The organism is Paenibacillus lutrae, assembly GCF_009757775.1.
In the GTDB taxonomy this organism is placed as follows: Bacteria; Bacillota; Bacilli; order Paenibacillales; family NBRC-103111; genus Paenibacillus_F; species Paenibacillus_F lutrae.
This window is the reverse complement of sequence record NZ_RHLK01000001.1, coordinates 442,002-462,570: the sequence shown is the minus strand read 5'-3', so window position 1 is coordinate 462,570 and position 20,569 is coordinate 442,002. Positions and strand designations below refer to the sequence as shown.

The following is a 20,569-nucleotide window of genomic DNA, read 5'->3' as shown; positions in this document are numbered from 1 at the left end:
GGAACAGTGATTAAATTTAAAGTCGATTATGGTGATGACGTATATTTGGTTTATGATGATGCAAGAGGAACCAAAGAAGAATTGGATAAAGAAGTAGCAGATGGACATGGACTTCATATGTCTGTTCCCGATAATGCCGACCAAATTTATGAATTCGATACCACCAACTTACAAGCGGGCTTGTATCGCATCTTCCCATTACAAGGAAGCGGTCAGATGATAGAGCTGATAAATCCTTAAACAAAAAGAGTTTAATACACTTCTGATAAAAGAAGGTATTAAACTCTTTTTATTATTACTCGTATGAAAGTTAACTCATCCCGGCCAAATGCAGAGTTTGCTTTAAACGTTCCGTATCCACGGAATAATCCTCCAAACCAGGGTAACAATTGGGAGAGCTCTCTAGTTCCTGTCCATACAACATATAATAATCAAGCTTGTTATGGTTGCTGATCATCCAATACGTCGGCACGATATGTCGAATATGAAAAATTTCAATCACCTGGATACCTGCTTGGCAAAAAGCAAGATTGGCCAATCCGGCTCCATGCGGTCCTGCGATGGCTCGGGCGGAGGCGAATAACTGGATCTGCTGAGCCATAGTCCAGTCTTCCAGACAAATAGATACGAAGCCAAATGCCTCTAGGCAGCGAATCACTTCATCCTCATTGATAATCCGGCGGACGGATGCTTTTCGTCGTGAAATATATACTCTTTCTGGAGTGGCAAGGCCGCAATCCCGTTTGGGCATTAATAAACTGCGTAAGGTAGAAGTCGTCCATGGCGGATAATGGGAATTCATCATGATGGAAGGTACGATTAACCGGTCCGCTTGAATATTAAAATTTGCGTCTGTCCGTATAACGGAAGATTCCGGTATTCCAAGCATAGTCAACGTTTCTTCAACAAAGGACCTGTAAGGATTCGGATTCATAATCAGACGGTCATACAGATTATTAAGGGTCTGAAGCATACTCAGTCTGGGCAATACATCATATAACCAATGAAAATAATTATAACTACCGCAAAAAGTCAGAGCGGCAGCGGTTCCGTGAAATTGCCGGAGGTGCTGCTCGTTCCGCCAGGCCAAAGCGGGATGTTCTTCCGGGGTCAGCATTCTGTTCTCCTGCCCGTCGTATTCCGGTGAAAGGTCAAAAATCAGCTTCCCGTCCGGTGATAGGATAGAGCCTGAGCGTCCCCAAACTCGCCCGGATGGGATAACAGCAACATATCCATCTGCCGGCTGGAGTTTATAGGGCATTAAATGGGGATGAATTTTTTGTTCAATGCCCTTGGGAGGTTCGTATACAGCCGTACCGCCGAAATCAAACGGAGTAACATATCTATCTTCAACAAGGGGACAGCGTGTCTTTTTTGCCGAAGCTTCCCATTCCCAAATATTCCGGTGATAACTTACTGCACTCGCACTTTGACTTCCCAAAAAGGAGCTTCTCTTATTGTCATCCATTTCATATCCCGCCATTACCTTGTTATCATGGAACTATTTTATGTTAATAAATGTGGAAGGGTATGCAATTGAACCAAATAAGGCGTATGACCAAATTACAAATATCCATTCGAATGGTATTCCTTGTTTGTTGACGGTTCATGGAACATAATAATAGGAAGAAGATCGGGCTCAGATAAACAGAATGAAAGGGCACGATTTGTTGTCTCCCATTAGAACGTACTAGATCGTGTCCGTTCATACCAGGGCCGGCTGAACCGTCTGTTAATTGTGTCAGAGGAGACACTTTTTCATGAGTTAACGGCACAGCAAGATTGAGAGGCCTTTTACAGCAAATTCAGGAGTACGAAGATGTTTTACCTGAACCAACTATTAGAGCAAGCTATCGCATCTTTCCCCTGGATAGATGTACAGGTGCAAATTCGGCCTGTTGACTTTCTTTGCACGAAGGATGGTACCAGGTGAATCTATGTGAAAGTTAACACGATCAGAAGGGTGTGTAACATGAGCAAATCTAATCAGGAGTATATCGTAATCTCGGGTGCGAGGGAAAACAATCTCAAGAACGTTTCTTTGCGTATTCCCAAACGGAAGATTACGATCTTCACCGGGGTTTCGGGATCAGGCAAATCATCGATCGTGTTCGATACCATTGCCTCCGAATCCCAGCGGCTGCTGAATGAAAACTTCAGCATGTTCGTCCGCAACTTTCTGCCTCGTTTTCCGCAACCGGATGCAGACGCGATCGAGAACTTGAGCATGGCTGTTATTGTGGATCAGAAACGTCTGGGCGGCGGTTCCCATTCCACGATGGGCACGATCACCGATATTTCTCCCATTCTGCGTCTTCTTTTCTCACGAGTGGGTCAGCCTTATGTCGGACAAGCTCATATGTTCTCGTTTAATGATCCTCAAGGCATGTGTCCCGAGTGCAACGGGCTCGGACGTAAACTGGGCGTCGACATGAGCAAAGCGCTGGATATGTCAAAATCGCTCAAGGAAGGGGCCATTATGCTGCCGGACTATTCCGTTAACGGCTGGGATTGGAATATGATCGTGCAGTCGGGTGACTTCGATCCGGACAAGACGCTGAGTGATTATTCGGAGGATGAACTGGAACAACTGCTGTACGGCAAAGCCAGGAAAGTAAAGATGGATTTCGCCGGCAAGGCAACGAATATTACCGTAGAAGGCGTTATGGAGAAGTTCACCAACAAATACATCAAGCAGGATGTAAAGTCGAAGTCCGAGCGCACTCAAAAAGCTGTATTGCCGTACATTTCCGAAGGTCCCTGCTCCAGCTGCCGCGGCGCGAGACTCAGTCAGGCTGCGCTCAGCTGCAAGATCAATGGATACAACATTGCGGAGCTGTCATCTATGGAGGTCGGACAACTCATCCGCATCGTCCGGGAGATTGATAATCCCGTAGCCGCGCCAATCGCCAAGTCGCTGACGGAGCGGCTGCAGCATCTGGCCGATATCGGTCTGGACTATTTGACGCTGGATCGTGAGACGGATTCATTGTCCGGCGGCGAGTCGCAGCGCGTCAAGATGGTGAAGCATCTGAGCGGCAGTCTGGTGGATGTCACTTACATCTTCGATGAGCCCAGCGTTGGCCTGCACCCCCGTGATGTACACCGGTTGAACGAATTGCTTCAGAAGCTGCGCGACAAGGGCAACACGGTGATCGTCGTCGAGCATGATCCCGATGTGATCAAAGTGGCGGATCATATTGTCGACGTCGGGCCTCACGCAGGCAGCCGCGGCGGTACCATCGTCTATGAAGGCAGCTATCAAGGCTTGCTGGAATCGGGTACACTGACCGCCACCCATATGAAGCGGCCGCTTCAGCTGAAGAAAGATTGCAGGCAGATGTCCGGCAAGCTGTCCATCAAGGACGCTACGCTGCACAACCTGCGGAATGTGAGTGCAGATATTCCAACCGGAGTGCTGACAGTCGTTACCGGTGTCGCCGGCTCGGGCAAGAGTACGCTGATTAACGATGTGTTCCTCAGCCAGCATCCGGATGCGATTGTCATTGACCAATCGGCGGTGGGAGTGTCCACCCGTTCGAATCCCGCGACTTACACAGGCATTATGGATGATGTACGCAAGGCGTTCGCTTCCGAGAACAAGGTGAGCCAAGGCTTGTTCAGCTTCAATTCGAAGGGGGCTTGCGAGAACTGTCAAGGGCTGGGAGTTGTCTATACAGACCTTGCCTACCTAGACAGCGTAAAGCTGCCATGCGAAGTATGCGGAGGCAGACGGTTTAAGGAAGAGGTACTCGCATACAAACTAAGCGGCAAGTCCATTGCAGAAGTGCTGGAGATGACAGTGGAGCAGGCATTGGATTTTTTTCAACATAAAGAGGTTGTGCGAAAGCTCCAGGCGATGAGTGATGTGGGATTGAACTATATTACACTCGGCCAGCCGCTCAGCACGCTTTCGGGCGGGGAGTGCCAGCGCATCAAACTGGCTAGCGAGCTGCATAAGAAAGGCAGCATCTACGTGATGGACGAGCCGACGACGGGCCTGCATATGTCAGACATCGGTCACCTTCTGGAGATCATGAACCGCCTCGTAGATGCCGGCAATACGGTGATCGTCATTGAGCATAATCTTGAGGTGATCAGCCAAGCGGATTGGATCATCGACATGGGACCGGACGGAGGCAGCAAGGGCGGCCAGGTGGTGTTCGAGGGCACACCGGCGCAGATCTTCAATGCGGAGCAGTCGATCACTAGAAAATACTTAATGGTACAATAACCAGTATCATACAAAAGATCACTTCATGGTATCTATTGACCATCGAGTGATCTTTTGTATTCCTATGTGGGCTCTATCGTTTTTCAAGACTATAAAATACCAGAATATCCCACTCGATTTCAGTTGGAGAACCGTCTGTCTGCGCAGTTGATCGATCCAGGTGTTCTTGGCGATGCGCAGCAGGAGCGCTTCCTTGTTCGTAAATTGGGGAACTATGTCGAATGAAAGATGTATATAAAAGTAGTCTAATAAGAGTCATATAGCGGCTTTTCCTGAAATAGGATATATAAGTCCGTACGTATTTTACTTTGATGATGTCAGGCCGCTGTTGTGGACCTTCTCATAGGGTCATCATCCATAAGCAAAGGAGCTCATTTTGTCAGAAGGAGGGAGAAATACACATCTATTTTTTGCCAGAAATAATAGAAAACCCCTATACACTGAATATTCATTTCTGGTATATTAATCGTGACCTATTTTCGTTTTTTGTCGAATTATGTAACTATTATTACTTGATTTGACAGTTTCATCTGACAGTATGGGAGGGAACTAATGCAGAGCAAGTCATGGAATGACGATCATGAACGCTCAGAGTCATTCTCCAAAACAGAGCTTACTCTTCCTAAAGGGGGAGGGGCAATCAGAGGAATTGGCGAGACGTTCGAGCCGGATTTATTTACAGGCACGATGCATATGAATATCCCCGTCTATGCATCACCTTGCCGGGAATTTGAGCCGGAGCTGCAGCTCGGGTACAGCTCCGGCAGCGGTAACGGTGTATTTGGACTTGGCTTCTCCTTATCCTCTTCTTCGATCTCCAGACGGACAGATACCGGCATCCCTAAGTACGATGATACGGACCGGTTCCTGCTGGACGGCGAAGAAATCATCCCGAAGCTTGATTCCGGCACTCTGATGCCTTTAACCCGGACAGAGCAAGCCGGGGAACAGACTTGGACGATTACAGAGTATATTCATCGCACCGAGGGATCTTTTGCGAAGATCGAATTTTGGCAGTCCACCGGGACTTCCTATTGGAAGCTTCTATCCGGCAGCAACGTATGCTCCGTCTACGGCCAGAGCACCACGGCTCGTGTAGCGGATCCGGAACGTCCTGCACGGATATACCAGTGGTATCTGGAGCAGGATGCCGATGCGAAAGGCAATAAGCGAGTCTACACCTATTTTGCCGAGAACCAAGACAATGTACCGGATACGCTGTCCGAGCATAATCGATCCTCATCAGCGGCCGTTTATTTGCACAGTATTGATTACGGTAATTATATGGATCTCCAGAAGGAAGAAAAATTCGCCTATCAGCTTGTGCTAGATTACGGTGAATACGATACTTCCATAGATTCATTAAGTCAGGCCGGCAGCAAACCACACATCCCCCGAACCTCCATGCCGGCACGACTCGATTCTTTCTCCACATACCGCGGGGGGTTTGAAGTGCGCATGCACCGTCTTTGCCGGCAGGTTCTGATGTTTCATCGATTTACAGAGCTTGGTCCGGATCCTTGTCTAGTTCGCATGACACGATTCTCTTACTCTATCGATCCGCTTGTACAACTGAACCGTCTAGTCTCGGTCGAGATGATCGGATGCCAGAGGCAAAAAGACGGAAGCTACATCACTCTTTCCACACCTCCCTTAGAATTTACATACACATCATTTCAGCCCGCACAGCAAACTTTTGGTCTCCTTCTAACGGAAGACGAATATACGATTCCCGGATACCTGGATGGTTCATCCTATGAGTTTACCGACTTATACGGCGAAGGGTTGACCGGCATCCTCCAAGTCCGCTCTAATGCGGCCGCTTACTGGGAACCGGAAGGGGGCGGAATCTATCGCAGCCCGCAAGTTCCTGAATCATTTCCGTTAACGGAGGAATCCGCTGCTGAATCCAGGTCATTCACGCTAACCAGTCTGGATGGCGACGGTGTTATGGATTTGATCGTTGCCGGTTCACAATGGGCAGGTTTCTACGAAACGGAATACGGACGCTCCTGGAGCGGTCTGCAGCCATTCACAAGCTTCCCGCTTGAATATCTCCAAAGCCCCTATCCCAAAGAGATGTCGGACATGCAGGGGGACGGTGTACCGGATCTGGTCATCTTCGAGGATCGTCAAATCAAGATATATCCGTCTCTGTATGAACAAGGATATGGAGATCCCCTTAGCGCACTTTATCCTGAACATGACTCAGAGAGTTTTCCGCTCAGCTCGACGGACAGTGTGAATGAAGTCGTGACTTTTGCAGATTTTGTCGGCGACGGGCTTTCACACCGGGTGCGGATCCGCAACGGCAGTATAGAGTACTGGCCCAACCTGGGATACGGGCAGTTCGCATCCGTCATCCGTATGGAGCAAGCGCCTTATTTCGGCGACAATTTCGATGCTTCCCGTTTGATTCTGGGTGATCTGAACGGTTCCGGATTAACGGATATCGTATATGTATACCCGGACCGTGCGGACGTCTGCTTCAACCAAGGCGGGAATGCATTCAGTGCGCCGATGTCGATCTATCTGCCGGAGTCTTTCGGAGAAGGGGACCGTATTCAGTTAGCTGACGTACTCGGCAGCGGGTGTGACTGTCTGCTCTTTACCAAAGTCAGTACGGATACGGTCAAGCATTATTACTATGATTTTTCCGGCGGACAGAAACCGAACCTTCTGACCCGGACGGATAACGGCATAGGCGCCATCACCGATATTCAATACGCAAGCTCGGTTCAGTTCTATCTGGAAGATAAACAGGCGGGGCGCAGGTGGGAAACCGTACTTCCATTTCCAGTGCACGTCGTGGAACAGGTTCGTCTGACAGAGGCCTGCTCAGGTAACCAACTTGTGACCCGCTATAAGTATCATGAGGGATATTATGATCAGGTGGAGAAAGAATTTAGAGGCTTCGGTTTCGTGGAGCAATGGGACGCAGAAGTGAGTCCAACCGAATTGGAATCGCCCCAGACCGTCCCTGTGTACTGGAAAAGATGGTATCATACCGGATCTGCCTTGAATTCAGCCACTTTATCCCGGCACTTTCATGAACAGTATTACAGCCAGGATACATTCGCTTATGTCGTGCCTGACAGTCAGCTCGATGCAGCTCTGCTCGGTGCGGACGGGGAAACGCTTCGTCAATGTTATGCGGCCTTGAAAGGTCATCCGCTGCGTGAAGAAGTGTACGGACTAGATCAGCCCGGCGGTATCTCCGATCATCCGTATACGGTGAACGAAACCAATTATACCGTAAAGCTTGTACAAGGACGCAAAGATGCTCTTTTTGCCTCGTTGTACGTGCATGCCAGGGAATCGATAGACTATCAATACGAACGTAATCCCGACGATCCGCGTATGCAGCATGAAATGGTTCTGGAAACGGATGCATACGGCCACGTGACCCAGAAGATCCAAATTCATTATCCGCGCCGCTTAACGCCTGCGCTGTCATTGCCTGAACAGCATCAGCTCCAAGTGCTGCTTCAAGTGAAATCCTATGTGAATGCTGCAGATACGTTTCGTATTCTGGGCATGGAATCCGAGAATCGGTCGTATGCTTTGTCGGGTATCGAACTGCCGGCATCCTCTTATTTCAATCTGATAGATTTGCAATCTCTGCTACCAAGTGCGCTGACGCATGTAATTCCCTACGGCACGTCATTAACAGCAGGTGTGGTGCAGTCAGAGCTTCTCTCCTGGGACCGGCATTATTATTGGGATCTAACGCAGACGGATGCTCTGCCGCTTGGCCAAATTACGGGTGTTGCGCTCCATCATCACAGCGAGCATGCGGTAACCACACCAGAGCGAATCAGCAAGATTTATGAATCACGGTTAACCGACAAGATGATGAATGACGACTGCGGTTATGTTTTGCATGACGGGTACTGGTGGAATCAGGGGTTAGTGCAGCATTATGCATTAAGCACGGAAGATCGTTTCTATCTGCCTTGGAAACTGGAAAACATGGGGAACTCCGGAAATACGAATCTCTTCCACAGGACGCAGTTCAGCTACGATCTCTATTGTTTGGTTCCGGTAAATACCATCCAATTTTTGAGTGAGACCGTTTCCACTTCCATGTCTGTTGTGCTCGATTACAACGTAATCAAGCCGGGATGCATGACGGATGTCAACGGAAATACCGCTCAAGTTCTCTATGATCCCTTAGGCATGGTGACAGCTTCGTCTTTATTCGGGACACTTCAGGACCGGCATGTAGGAGACGGTGATCTAACCGAATATCAGCCGGTTAAAGACGCCTCATTCGAGGATGTGCTGGCTCGACCCGAGCGTTATCTCCAGCAGGCTTCTTCTTTTACTTATTACGATGTCTTTGCCTGGGGACAGGGGATGGGCCCGAACCGCACCGTGGAACTATACCGGGAAACCAGTGTATCGGAGGAATCGGGTAACACGGGCACCCGGATTCTAATGAATGTGACTTATATGGACGGACTTGGCCGGGTCATAGAAACCAAGAAAAGGGCGGATGGCGGTGAAGCATTCGCGGTAGAGGGATCCGATTCTTTGCCGTCCGGCGATTCTGGCGATGTGCGGACGGTAACGACAGCGATGCGGTGGCTGGTCTCGGGAAGAACCGTATATGACCACAAAGGAAGACCCGTTGAGCAATATTTGCCCTACTACTCAACCGTTCCTGCCTATGAAGAACAGGTCAAAACGGTTAGTTTGCTGCCACCGCCAACGATAACCCATTATGACCCGCTCTCCCGCGTTTTCCGTGTGGATTCGCCCAAAGGCTTCTATACCACAACCCTATATACGCCTTGGGAGGAAACGCATTTCGATGAGAACGATACCATCGCCGATTCCGATTATTACCAGCGGTTTATGCGGGATTACCCGGCCCAACCGGACCAGGGTCAGATGGATGAGAAGGATGCGCTGCTCAAAGCTTACCGCTTTCGAGACACACCGCTAATCCAGATCAAAGATCATATGGGACGTGTTTTTCTGCAATTGCACAATAATTTGGGCGAAACTTCAAGTGACCTGTTCACCGATATGCTAAAAGGAAGCCCGATAACTGCATCGGATGTATGGAATGAGCTGGTTCATCAAGGGTATGTGGATCTAACGGATCCCGGCACGGGAACCGGGAGACCTTCAGCGCGGTTCCGACCGTATGCTCCCGGATTCCAGCTAACGGTATCAACAGATTACCAGCCTTTTGCAGATGAGATTCTGGTGCTGCTGAGACAGAGCTGCCTGCCTGAGTATAAGGGATACGACAGCAAGGGCAATGTTCTTTTCGAGGTAAACGCCAGAAATTATTATGCCGGCAGCCCCCAAGGCAGCTTGCTGAAAGATGTGCAGTTTACCTACGATATGCGCAGCCGCTTATTGTGTACAGACAGCAGGGACGCCGGCGTACGTCTGGGAATGAACAATATGTTCGATGACCCCGTGCATACTTGGGACAGCCGGGGCTTTCATACGGCCACCTTGTATGACGGGCTGCGACGCCCCGCGCAGATCAGTGTGGATGGAACGGATCCATCTTCCAATCTTCAATTGGGGCAGACGGTTGAAAAGTACATTTACGGGGACAGCGCCGGTCTTAGTGTGGCCGATGCCCAGAATCGCAACCTTTGCGGCAAGCTGTACATTTTGTACGATCAAGCGGGTATGACGCGGAATGACGCGTACAGCTTGCAGGGCCATCTTCTGCAAACGGAACAGACGCTGCTTGCGGATTACTCGTCGGAGCCGGATTGGGGCGGGGAGAGTCACCCCCTGCTTAGCAGCGAAACCTTCGTCACCTCGTATGCCTACGACGGTCTGGGAAGATTGATTGCTGAGACCTCCGCGGATGGAACGGTATACAGGACCGCTTACAATTTGAGCGGACAGCTGCAGAAAGTTGCGGCTGATTTCCCGGAGCAGCCCGACGTGCCGTTTATCGGGGACATCCAGTACGATGCAAGCGGTCAGCATACGCTGATTACACGGGCCAACGGGACTTCAACAGCGTTTACCTATGAAGAGACCACCCGGAGGCTGCTTGGAATCGCAACTTCACGCTCGGCGACGGATGTGAAGGGAATTGCCAGGAGTACGATTCTGCAGGAGCTGTCGTACACGACGGACCCTGTCGGAAATATAACGAGGTCACGCGACTACAGTTTCCAAACGGTCTTTCAGAATCAGCAAATCGTGGAGCCTCTAAGCGATTATACTTACGATGCGCTCTACCGGCTGATTCAAGCTTCGGGCAGGCAGCATCCGGGGATTCTGCCTGACACGCATGCAGCAGGCTTTAAGCAGAGCCAATGGATGCCGGTGAGTCCGCCGCACCTGAATGATGCGGAGAAGCTTGAAAATTATACGGAAACCTACACATACGACGAAGCCGGCAATAAAGTCCAAACGCGCCATGTGGCTGCTTCCGCCAGTTGGACACGAACACTTGCGGTTTGTGATGATTCCAACCGTTTAAAGGAATTGTCCGGAGGCAGCCAGACGGGTGTACCGGTCCAGCTGCAATACGACCCTAACGGCAATCTCCTGGCGCTCGAACACTTGAGGTCCTTGCAGTGGAATTACCGGAATAACCTGGCTAATGCAACGATTGTTGCCAGAGACGGAGACCAGTCCGACCGTTCTTACTTCGTTTACGACAGCAGCGGGCATAGAGTTCGTAAGATACTGGAGCGCAAAATCAGCGACGGGTTAACCGAAGTTCAAGAAAAAATATATATAGGCCGGTTGGAAATCAAGCGAATTACACGCGTCCAGAATGACGTGCGGACCTTGATTTTGCAGCGGCATTCCTATCGGGTCATGGAGGATGAGAGAACCGAGGCCATCGCGAATATCTGGACCAAGGATGATGCGGGACGTGAAACCGATACACTGGGCAAACGGCAAATGCGGTATCAATTAAGCGATTTTCTGGGCTCATCTACGATGGAGGTGGATGAGGGAGGGAGCCTGATCAGCTACGAAGAGTACCTGCCTTACGGAGGAACGTCCTACATTACGGGTGCGGACCAACGGGAGGTGCAGCTGAAGGAATATCGGTACAGCGGTAAAGAGCGGGATGATTGCACAGGTCTGTATTACTATGGAGCGCGATATTATCCGCCTTGGCTGGGACGCTGGATTAACGCCGATCCCGCCGGAACGGTGGACGGTTTGAACATGTACGCCTTCGTCGGCGGTAATCCTGTCCGGTTCTCTGATCCGGAAGGAATGACGAGGACGAAAAAAGATAAAAGCAAGCTCCAGAAGAAGATTGCCGCCAAATTGAAAGCTAAGCAGAGGAAAAATGATTTGGCAAGCTTCACCTCTGGTGATGATAAGACGAAGGCTCAAACCATTACAAAGCTGAGGGGAAGGACACTCAGGGTTACCAAGGACCGGCAGATTTCTGTCCGTAAGATGCTCCACAAGGAAGCGGATAGAGCGCAAATGGAACTGGATCAATTTGACGTACCGCCAAGTTCAGGCAAAGCTCTGCCGCTTAAGGTAGCGGACCCGGCCGGTGTACAGGGAGGTCTTTTCTTTGGCAGTCATGACTACATTGAGAAGCAACAAATTGTTTCCAAATCCAGCCTCAATGTGGACGGCCGCGATTCTACGAATGATACGATGGGAACAGCCAGCGCCTTCCACGGTACGAACAACTTGCCGGCAAGTCTGTACGCCAAGAGAGACGACTCCGGAATCGGCGGATTGGGTGAAGCCTGGTGTCATCTCATTGCACATTGTCTGGGAGGTGCGGAATCCTCTAACAATCTGGTAGCGGGCAGTCAAGGGTCCAACCTTGTTCAATTGGGCGTAGAACTTGCGGTAAAGGATTTTGTCCGTAACACGGGTGAGAAAGTGCTCATTAAAGTGGGTGCCAATGTTCGGTTGAAGGCTGATGGTACCATGACCCATATTGCGGATGAATTTTTTTATCAGATATATGACTTGAAAAATAAGCAGATTTACGCTACCAAGTTTAAAGCGAATATTTTACGGGCGGATACGCTTCAGAAGCAAAAGAAGACGGAAGCTACCAAGAGCCTGAATAGTCATTTCGGCTATTAAACCATTCGGGGAACAAGGAGGACCTTATATTCATGGATATTCAATCGTATTTAAGCGAGGCGCATCCGACATTGGCGCAATTTTATGCCAATAACCCGAATTTCGATGTAAACCATTTCAATTTCACGAACGCGGCTTCCGTGGAAGCGTTAAGCGGGTCCGGTGATCAACATTCGGAAGCACTGAATCTGCTTGGCAGCTATCAACGGCTGCTGCGGCTCACGGACGATCCGCAGGCTGCATCCGCCCTGCTGGCTGGCAGCAGCAAGAGCGATAACGGCAACGGCGACGGCAGCCCTTCCTTACATTCAGCGTTTCAAATAGCAGCCATCAATCCCGCTCACTTTGTGCAATCTTATGGGCCGCTGCTGGGTGAGAGCGGGGAAGAACAGGCAGCCGCCATTCACGCCAAGGCGAAGCATATTGAAGCCCAGGCGATGCATCAATGGGCGTCCATCTCTCAGCTGTCAGCGCCTCATACGAGAAATTTTGCCGCTAATTCCATATCGGAATCGATTCTCCAGCATTATGAAGCACTGCCTGATTATCAGGAGATCTTCGGCACGCTGAATTACTGTGAGTGCGACGAATGCAAATCCATCTTCGGTCCGGCTGCGTATCTAGTCGATTTGATGCGTATCGCCAATCAGTACATTACGGTGCCGAATCGCAGCACCATTCCGGCCAATATGACCTTGGCCGCCCGCCGTCCGGATCTGGCGAACATTCCGCTTACTTGTGAGAATACGAATACGACCCTGCCTTACCTGCAAGTCGTCAACGAACGGCTGGAGGCTGCCGTCCGTTCGGCGTTAAGCATCAAAGGGGATTTATATCAGGCATTGGCCGGGCAGGTTTATCCGTTTAACTTGCCTTTCCAATACCCGCTGGAACAAATGCGGATTTATCTGAAGCGTCTGAATGTGAAGCTGCAGGATGTGTACACGGTCTTAGGTTCACCCGCTCCAGGCGTAACCGCCGAAACGCTTGGTTTATCCCAGGAGGAATTCTCGCTGATTTCAACTTCCACCACGGATGAAACTCAGCTACAAGCATACTACGGAGTAACGGATTTGAAGGCGCTGTCTGATGTAGATACTTTCTGCAAACAAACCGGCTTAACGCTGGTGCAGCTGCAGACACTGTTTAATCAAGATCTTGCGGCTTCAGAAATTCAAGCGGGTTTAACGAAATCGTTCTTCATTAATTACGGGCTTGCGCAGCCTCTGCAAGTGAATAGTCAAGATACAGCCTGGACTATCGTAAACCTCACAAACGATGCGCTGGACCGTATTCACCGGTTCCTGAGACTGAGCAATAAGCTGGGCTGGAGCTATACGGATTTGGACTGGGCGCTGCAATGCGTGACATCCGGAGCGCCGAAGCTGGATTCTGTGGCGCTGACCGATCTGGCCAAGCTGAAAACCGTCACAGAGCAGTGGAATCTGTCCATTGTGCAGGCCGGTGCGCTGATTTTCGATGTGAAGACATACGGACAAGGAGATGGCGCGATATCGAATACCGCATTCGATAAGCTCTTTAACGGACCGGAATCCGCTCCTTATCATCCAGCGGACGATGGGAAGAGCAGCTATTCGTTCAATCCAATGTTTACCGATACACTACTGTATTGGACGGTAGGAGCGGCGGATGCGGATAATATGAAGCTTGCTTCCCGCATTGCTGCGGCACTGAAGCTAAGTCAGAGCGATCTCAATCTGCTTGCAGCGGCATTGTTCGGAGAACAAGTGAAAATTCCTTTAACCGTCGGCAAACTATCCACCCTATACCGCTATTCTTTGTTCGGGAACATGCTGGGAATGTCAGTGGCACAGCTTGTTTTATTGCTGAGGTTGTTCGATCAATTGACCTGGGTACCTACGCTGGATGCCTGGACTCTAATGAAGAAGAACGCGGATAGGTTGAAACGCTCGAGGCTTAATGTGTATGAACTGGATTACGTGGTGAACGGCAACGTTTCCGCTTATGTCGATCCGCTTTACCGGCCCGCGGATTTGGACGGTTGGCTGAACAACCTCCCACAGCTCATCGCAAGCATGTCATCTCGGCAAGATCCGGCAACCTTGCTGCAAGAGCAAGCATTACAACTGATCGGGCAGATTGCGGCTTTCTTCCATGTTCAGACGGTAGAAATAGCGGGTTTGATTGATTTGTTAAACGAGACCGACCTGGTCGCCGTATTTACTGATCCCAAGCAGAAATCAACGGCTGAAGCCAGGATGAAGCAGTTATCGCAGTGGCTTGTGCTTGCACGGAAATTTTCACTGACGACCGATGATTTGGCAGTTGTAAAAAACAGTCTTCCCGCTTTCGGTATTACGGACACCGCGAAGTTGACCGCGGCCAATGTGCTTGATGTGTACGCTTACCAGGAACTAAAAGTGCTCTTTAATGATGTGAACGGATCCATTTCCCTGTACATGAGTGCCTCTACAGACTATGACGAAGCTGCGGCCCTGACAGAAATAACGGGGCTTGCGGATACCGAGATCCTTTCCCTCTTTACATCGTTCCCCTCGTTATCGCGAATTGAACGCCTCTATCTGCTGCAAAAGGTCATGGGCGTCATGAAGTCCACAGGCGCCAGCTTCAAACTTTTGGTTAATGTAAGCAAAGTGGCCGGTCTCGGTGCCGGAACACATTGGCCGGATTATGTGGAAGCGGCTGACAACTTGTTAATGGCGTTAAGGGCCCGCTTAGGGGGAGACGATTGGGAGACTCTGTACCTTCAAGTTAACGGAGCCGTACAGGAGAAACAGCGAACGGCTTTAATTTCTACCGCGCTGAACGCATTGTCTCAAATGGAAGATCTCGGATGGATACAGAACAGCCGTAATGTATACGAGTATTTGTTGATCGACGTGGAAATGAGCGGTTGCGCAACGATCTCGTATATTAAAGAAGCGCTGAACGCCATGCAGCTGTATCTTCTCAGAAGCAGAGAACGGCTGGAGCCGGGCGTCATTGATTTCGATATCCCGGCGGTATGGTGGAGCTGGATGATTAACTACCGGATTTGGGAAGCGAACCGTCAAGTGTTCTTGTATCCCGAGAACTACATCGACCCTTCCTACAGACAGAATAAAACCGCGCTCTTCACAGAGTTCGAAAATACGCTGAAGCAGGGCGATATCACGAAAGAAACAGTGGAAGCCGCGTATCGCAAGTATCTGGACCGTTTTGCGGAGCTTGCCAAGCTGAAGGTGGTAGATACCTATCATACGCATGTTACGGATCCGACGCACGATAACGCGGAAGTCACGTATCTATTTGCCAGGACGGAGACACAGCCCTACAAATACTACTATTTAACGCGGGATGAGGGCAATGTGTGGTCGGAATGGAACGAGATCAAGGTCACGATTAACTCCGACACGGTGTCCCCGGTCTATGTATTCAACCGCCTCTTCCTGTTCTGGGTGGAGCAGAAAGTCGTCAAAGATAACGGCAGCGGTACTACACAACAGAAGTCGGTTAAAGCTGCGATTCGTTATACATTCTACAATTTCAGCGGCACCTGGGTCCCCCCGCAAACGTTGGCGGAAGATGTAGTCATCTCGGCGGATAACAGCACATTCATTACACGGGACGGGGTCAACACCCTCTTTAACGCATCCCAGTTCGATTCTTCTCAGCTATGGTGGAACAAGGTCTATCCGCTCAAAATCGAGAGAAATAACTATCTGACTCCAAACGTCGGCGCCAACCGGTTTGAGAAGCTGGTGCTGTTCCTTGGTCCTATGATTGTCATTGGGGGTTTATCCGCGTTCGCTATGCCGGATGCTCCTGTTTCCGCCAACGATACGCTGCAGCAATTCGAGAATCGTTTGTATGAAGTGGTTCATCAGTTTGCTTTGGCCAAAAAAGTCGGGCACACCGGCTTCCTGCCTTTGTTTCAGCCGATCGTCATCCAGGATGATCTGCAGCCGGGCTTCATCGTTAATCCGGATGAGTATATCATTACGGCCAAAGAAGCAGCCATCAGCGAGACGTACTTCCGTCCCGAAATTGACCGGAGCTCCGGCAGACTGAACCTGATCGACACCTCTTCAATTCTGTATGATAACTATGCCGCTGATTCCATCCGGATCCCGTCGCCTGTTCTTGCAGCCTCACCTCTGAACGCCTCTTCCTTCGTTTCAGCGCTGTTAGGCATAGATGCAGCACAGTCCACAGCGGTTTACAACGGTCTGGTCCAATCAGGCTATCTCAATGACAGAGGCTACCCTCAAAGTTCCTTGAACTTTGCCCAACTCGGAAAAGACGTGGCCGGCTACCTGACAGGACAGGCAAACATACCGGCGAAAATTTCATATGTACTGGAGCAGATCAGCCAGGCCATCGGAACCGTGTCTTTGTCAGGCAATATGAGAGGCAATGAATACGAAGTGCTTACCGTGAAGAACCATCCGGCTGCATTCTTATTCAAAGGGGATAAAGAAGCATTCCTGTTCATGGATACAGAATCGGAAGTACAAGATCGTGTGCCTACCATCAGCGAGGCGCTTCTGAATCCAGATACCATTTTTACACCGGCATCGTTTATTTCGGCCCAAGTGAACATTGACGCAAACGGCTCCCAGACGATCTACAATTTACTCGTCTCAGGAGGATTTTTGGATGGGGACGGGGTTCTGAAAAATGATTCGGATGCGCAAAGCCTGACGGAATACTTGCAACCGCAGCTGGTTTCCAGCACTTCGGCGGTCGTCAACGTGTTGATGAACAGCCCTATGTTTACAGAACAGTCCTTCGTGGCGGCGGCTCCGATTGATATCGAGGCATCCGGTTCCCAGTTAATCTTCCAGCAGTTTATCAAAACGGGCTATCTAGATCCTAACGGCAGAATTTTGGCGGATATTGATTTCTATGAATTGCTCGAGTACGTCAAGGGACTGTTGGACGGACAACCAAGCGAGGATCTGAAGGTCCGGCATGTCATGGATACGTTGTATCAGTGGCCTTTCCCGGTATCGGTCGGTTTCCTGGACAGGAACAAGGACGGCATCGGCAGCATCAAGTACCGTTTCTCTGCCTTCCGTCTGACAACGGCCGCGGTGCACAGGCTCAGCTCTACACTCTTCACAGGCGGTGTTGATGCGCTTCTCAGTCTGGAGTCGCAGCAGATTCCGATTGAGGCGGAACTGTTATTCAAGCGCTTCCAGTTTGACAGTAATTATGTGATCGCCCCCGATGCGTCCGACGGATCGCAGGTTGATTTCTGGGGAGCGTACAAGACTTACTATTGGGAATTGTTCTTCCATGCCCCTTACTTGATCGCAGACTTGCTCAAGACGAACCAAAGCTATCAAGACGCGGAGAAGTGGTATCAGTATATCTTTAATCCGACTTTGCAGCCTTTTCAGATAGGTGCGGGAGATTTCCAAACCTCAACGATCGGGCTGACGAGTTCCCAGCGTATTTACAAAATCCTGGTCGATCAAAAAATTATTACAGATGCGGGTGCGGTAAGCGCGGATTTCTCGGAGACGACCCCGATCCGCCAGCTGTTCGCTTTTCTGGATGATAAACAGATTGATTCGGTCCGAAACCGGCTGTTAAACGACAAATTAGGCAATCCGTCGGCGCGCTTCTGGCAGTTTAATCCTTTCCGGAACCATACGCTGGAATCCTTGAAGGATCAATTGACCAATCCGCAGGAGATCTCGGCATACAATATGGATCCGTTCGATCCGGACGCGATTGCGGGCCTTCGGATCGGCGCTTACGAGAAAGCTGTCGTGATGGCCTATGTAGATAACTTATTGCAGTGGGGCGATTCGTACTTTGCGCAGTACACCTGGGAAGCGATCGTGACGGCAACGATGATGTACGTCTACGCTTATGATTTACTGGGACCAAGACCAGAGAATCTGGGGAAATCTCCGGAGCCTGCGCCCAAAACGTTCGCCGATCTTCTGGCGCAATTCAAGGACGGCATCCCGCAATTCCTGATTGCACTGGAGCAGGAGACGCCCGCAAGCGGCGCTTTAATGACCCACGCTCCATTTAATGCGCTCGACACTTATTTCTGTGTGCCGGAGAACGAGCAATTTATCGCGTATTGGGATCGGGTGGAGGATCGCCTGTTCAAAATCAGGCATTGTCTCAACCTCCAGGGAATTCCCCAAACACTGGCTCTGTTCGAACCGCCGGTGGATCCCGCTCAGTTGATTCGCATGGTTAGCGCTGGCGTCAATCCTTTAGCTGCCCTGAAACCGGAAAATCAAGGCGTTCCTTACCGGTTTACCTTCATGCTGGAGCGAGCCAAATCCTTAGCGGGCACATTAACCCAGTTTGGCGGAAGCTTGCTGGCGGCGCTTGAACGTAATGACGCGGAGAGTCTGTCGCTGCTCCAAAGCACGCATGAAAAAAACATTCTTAACCTTACGACCATGATAAAAGAGAAGCAATTGGAGGAAATGAATGCCACCCTGGCGTCCTTATCGGAAAGCAGAGCCAACGCGGCGTTCCGACAAGACCATTACAGCTCCTTGTATGACGAGAACATCAACGGGCTGGAAATTACCGATATGGTATTAAGGGGTGTATCCACGGACCTTCAGGCTGTATCCATCGCGATTCACGGGCTGTCGATCGGGGCCTATCTGGCTCCGAACATATTCGGATTGGCCGACGGCGGGATGCAATTCGGCGATGCGGTGAACGCCGGCGCCGCCATGGCTGACGGGTCGGCAAGCGGACTGGATAAAGCCGCCGGCTTGATTAACACCGGCGCGCAGTATGTACGCCGCCGGGAGGAATGGGGGCTGCAGCGGGATGTGGCTGCCTCTGAAGTGAAGCAGCTGGATGAGCAGATTGCCGGCGGGAATGTGCGTGCTGCCATGCTGCAAAGGGAACTTGACATCCATCAGCAATCCATAAAGCAGCAAGATGAGATGGAACAGTTCCTGCGCGGCAAGTTTACAGGCCAGGAGTTGTACCAATGGATGATCAGCCGGTTATCGACGGCCTATTTCCAATGTTATCAGCTCGCGGTGGACATGGCGATGGCTGCGCAAGCGACCTATCAATATGAGCTGGAGCGGCAGGATCAATTCCTGCAATTCGACTATTGGGATAACCTCCACAGGGGGCTTCTTGCCGGGGAAGGCTTGCTGCTGGCCCTGAATCAGATGGAGAAGGCCTACGTGTTCAATAACTCGAGAGATTTGGAACTGGAGAAAACCGTATCCTTGCTCCATCTGGACCCGGTTAAATTTATAACATTTAAAGGGGGGATGCAGGGCGGTACGGGGGCTCAAGGCAAACTTGATTTTGAATTGAACGAGAAGCTGTTCGATTTTGACTTCCCGGGCCATTATTGCCGCAAAATAAAATCCATTTCGATATCCATACCGGCTTTGGTCGGACCTTACCAGAACATTAACGCCGTACTCGTCCAGAACCGCAATTCAGTTGTCATCCAATCCGATATTACGGGAGTCAACTATCTCTTGAATCCGTCAGATCCGGCACCGGGACCTGAAGTGCTGAGGCAGGATCATGTGGCGCAGCAGGTTGCCTTAACCAGAGGAATGAACGATTCCGGGTTGTTCGTACTGGATTTTAAAGATGATCGATATTTGCCTTTCGAGGGGACGGGCGCGGTATCTTCGTGGACGTTGAACCTGCCGCCGGAAACCAATCGCTTCGATTTCGGCAATATCTCGGATATTATCGTCAAGATTCAGTACACAGCCAAAGACGGCGGAGCTCAATTCGCCAATCAAGTGAGACAACAGCTGCATGCCGACAGCGCTCCATATCCGTATACACCGGCCAAAATTATGGACTTGAAACAAGCATTCCCGAGCGATTGGTTCGCTTTGTTCCATCCGCCGGCGACCCAGGGAGTGCAGCAGATCAGCTTTCCTGTAACGGACCGCAGCATTCTGACCCATTTATCGGATGTAAGCTTGTTGTCCGCCACGGTTCTGGTCCTTACGTCCAATCTGGTAGCGGTGTCCGATAAGGATAAGAGCACACCGTTCTTGAGCCTGAAGCTGGGGGATAATCCTGCAACCCCGATAAATGTAACCAATAACACGGGGACGTGCGATTTAAGCAATGTCGCGGGAACCGGCTTAGACGCCACTTTGCAGTTTTCTTTATCGAATACACCGGATGCACTTCTGTTGAACGGGGCTTTAAATCCGGATGTATTAGCGGGGCTTACCGTCATTATCACCTATCAATCGAATGTATTCGCGAAGACAAGCACAATCAACTAAACGAAAAGAGGTT

Annotated in this window: 5 protein-coding genes; 4 read left to right on the top strand and 1 reads right to left on the bottom strand. The window is 50.3% G+C overall.

The features are described from left to right. Positions 1-6: 6 nt before the first annotated feature. Entirely contained in the window at positions 7-240 is a 234-nt protein-coding gene (locus tag EDM21_RS01745) for a hypothetical protein (RefSeq protein ID WP_157332327.1), read from the top strand. Positions 241-310: 70 nt separating this feature from the next. Here the strand turns inward: EDM21_RS01745 and EDM21_RS01740 are convergent, their stop codons facing one another. Beyond that, positions 311-1,441 (bottom strand): glycosyltransferase family 61 protein, encoded by a 1,131-nt coding sequence (locus EDM21_RS01740; RefSeq protein ID WP_157332325.1) that lies wholly within the window; start codon positions 1,439-1,441, stop codon positions 311-313. Between the two features lie 531 nt (positions 1,442-1,972). On the opposite strand from EDM21_RS01740, the gene EDM21_RS01735 reads away from it, so the two are divergent. The 3 genes from EDM21_RS01735 (at position 1,973) to EDM21_RS01725 (ending at position 20,556) form a co-directional block, all read left to right on the top strand. Then, a complete protein-coding gene (locus tag EDM21_RS01735; RefSeq protein WP_157332323.1) occupies positions 1,973-4,234 on the top strand; it encodes an ATP-binding cassette domain-containing protein in 2,262 nt (753 codons plus the stop codon). A gap of 552 nt (positions 4,235-4,786) precedes the next feature. Beyond that, the gene (locus tag EDM21_RS01730) at positions 4,787-12,301 is read left to right on the top strand and encodes a SpvB/TcaC N-terminal domain-containing protein (protein WP_157332321.1); all 7,515 of its coding nucleotides are present in this window, start codon (positions 4,787-4,789) and stop codon (positions 12,299-12,301) included. A gap of 32 nt (positions 12,302-12,333) precedes the next feature. Next, positions 12,334-20,556 carry a Tc toxin subunit A-related protein gene (locus EDM21_RS01725; protein ID WP_157332319.1) on the top strand — a complete coding sequence of 2,741 codons (8,223 nt, stop codon included), beginning with the start codon at positions 12,334-12,336 and terminating at the stop codon, positions 20,554-20,556. Positions 20,557-20,569 lie beyond the last annotated feature (13 nt).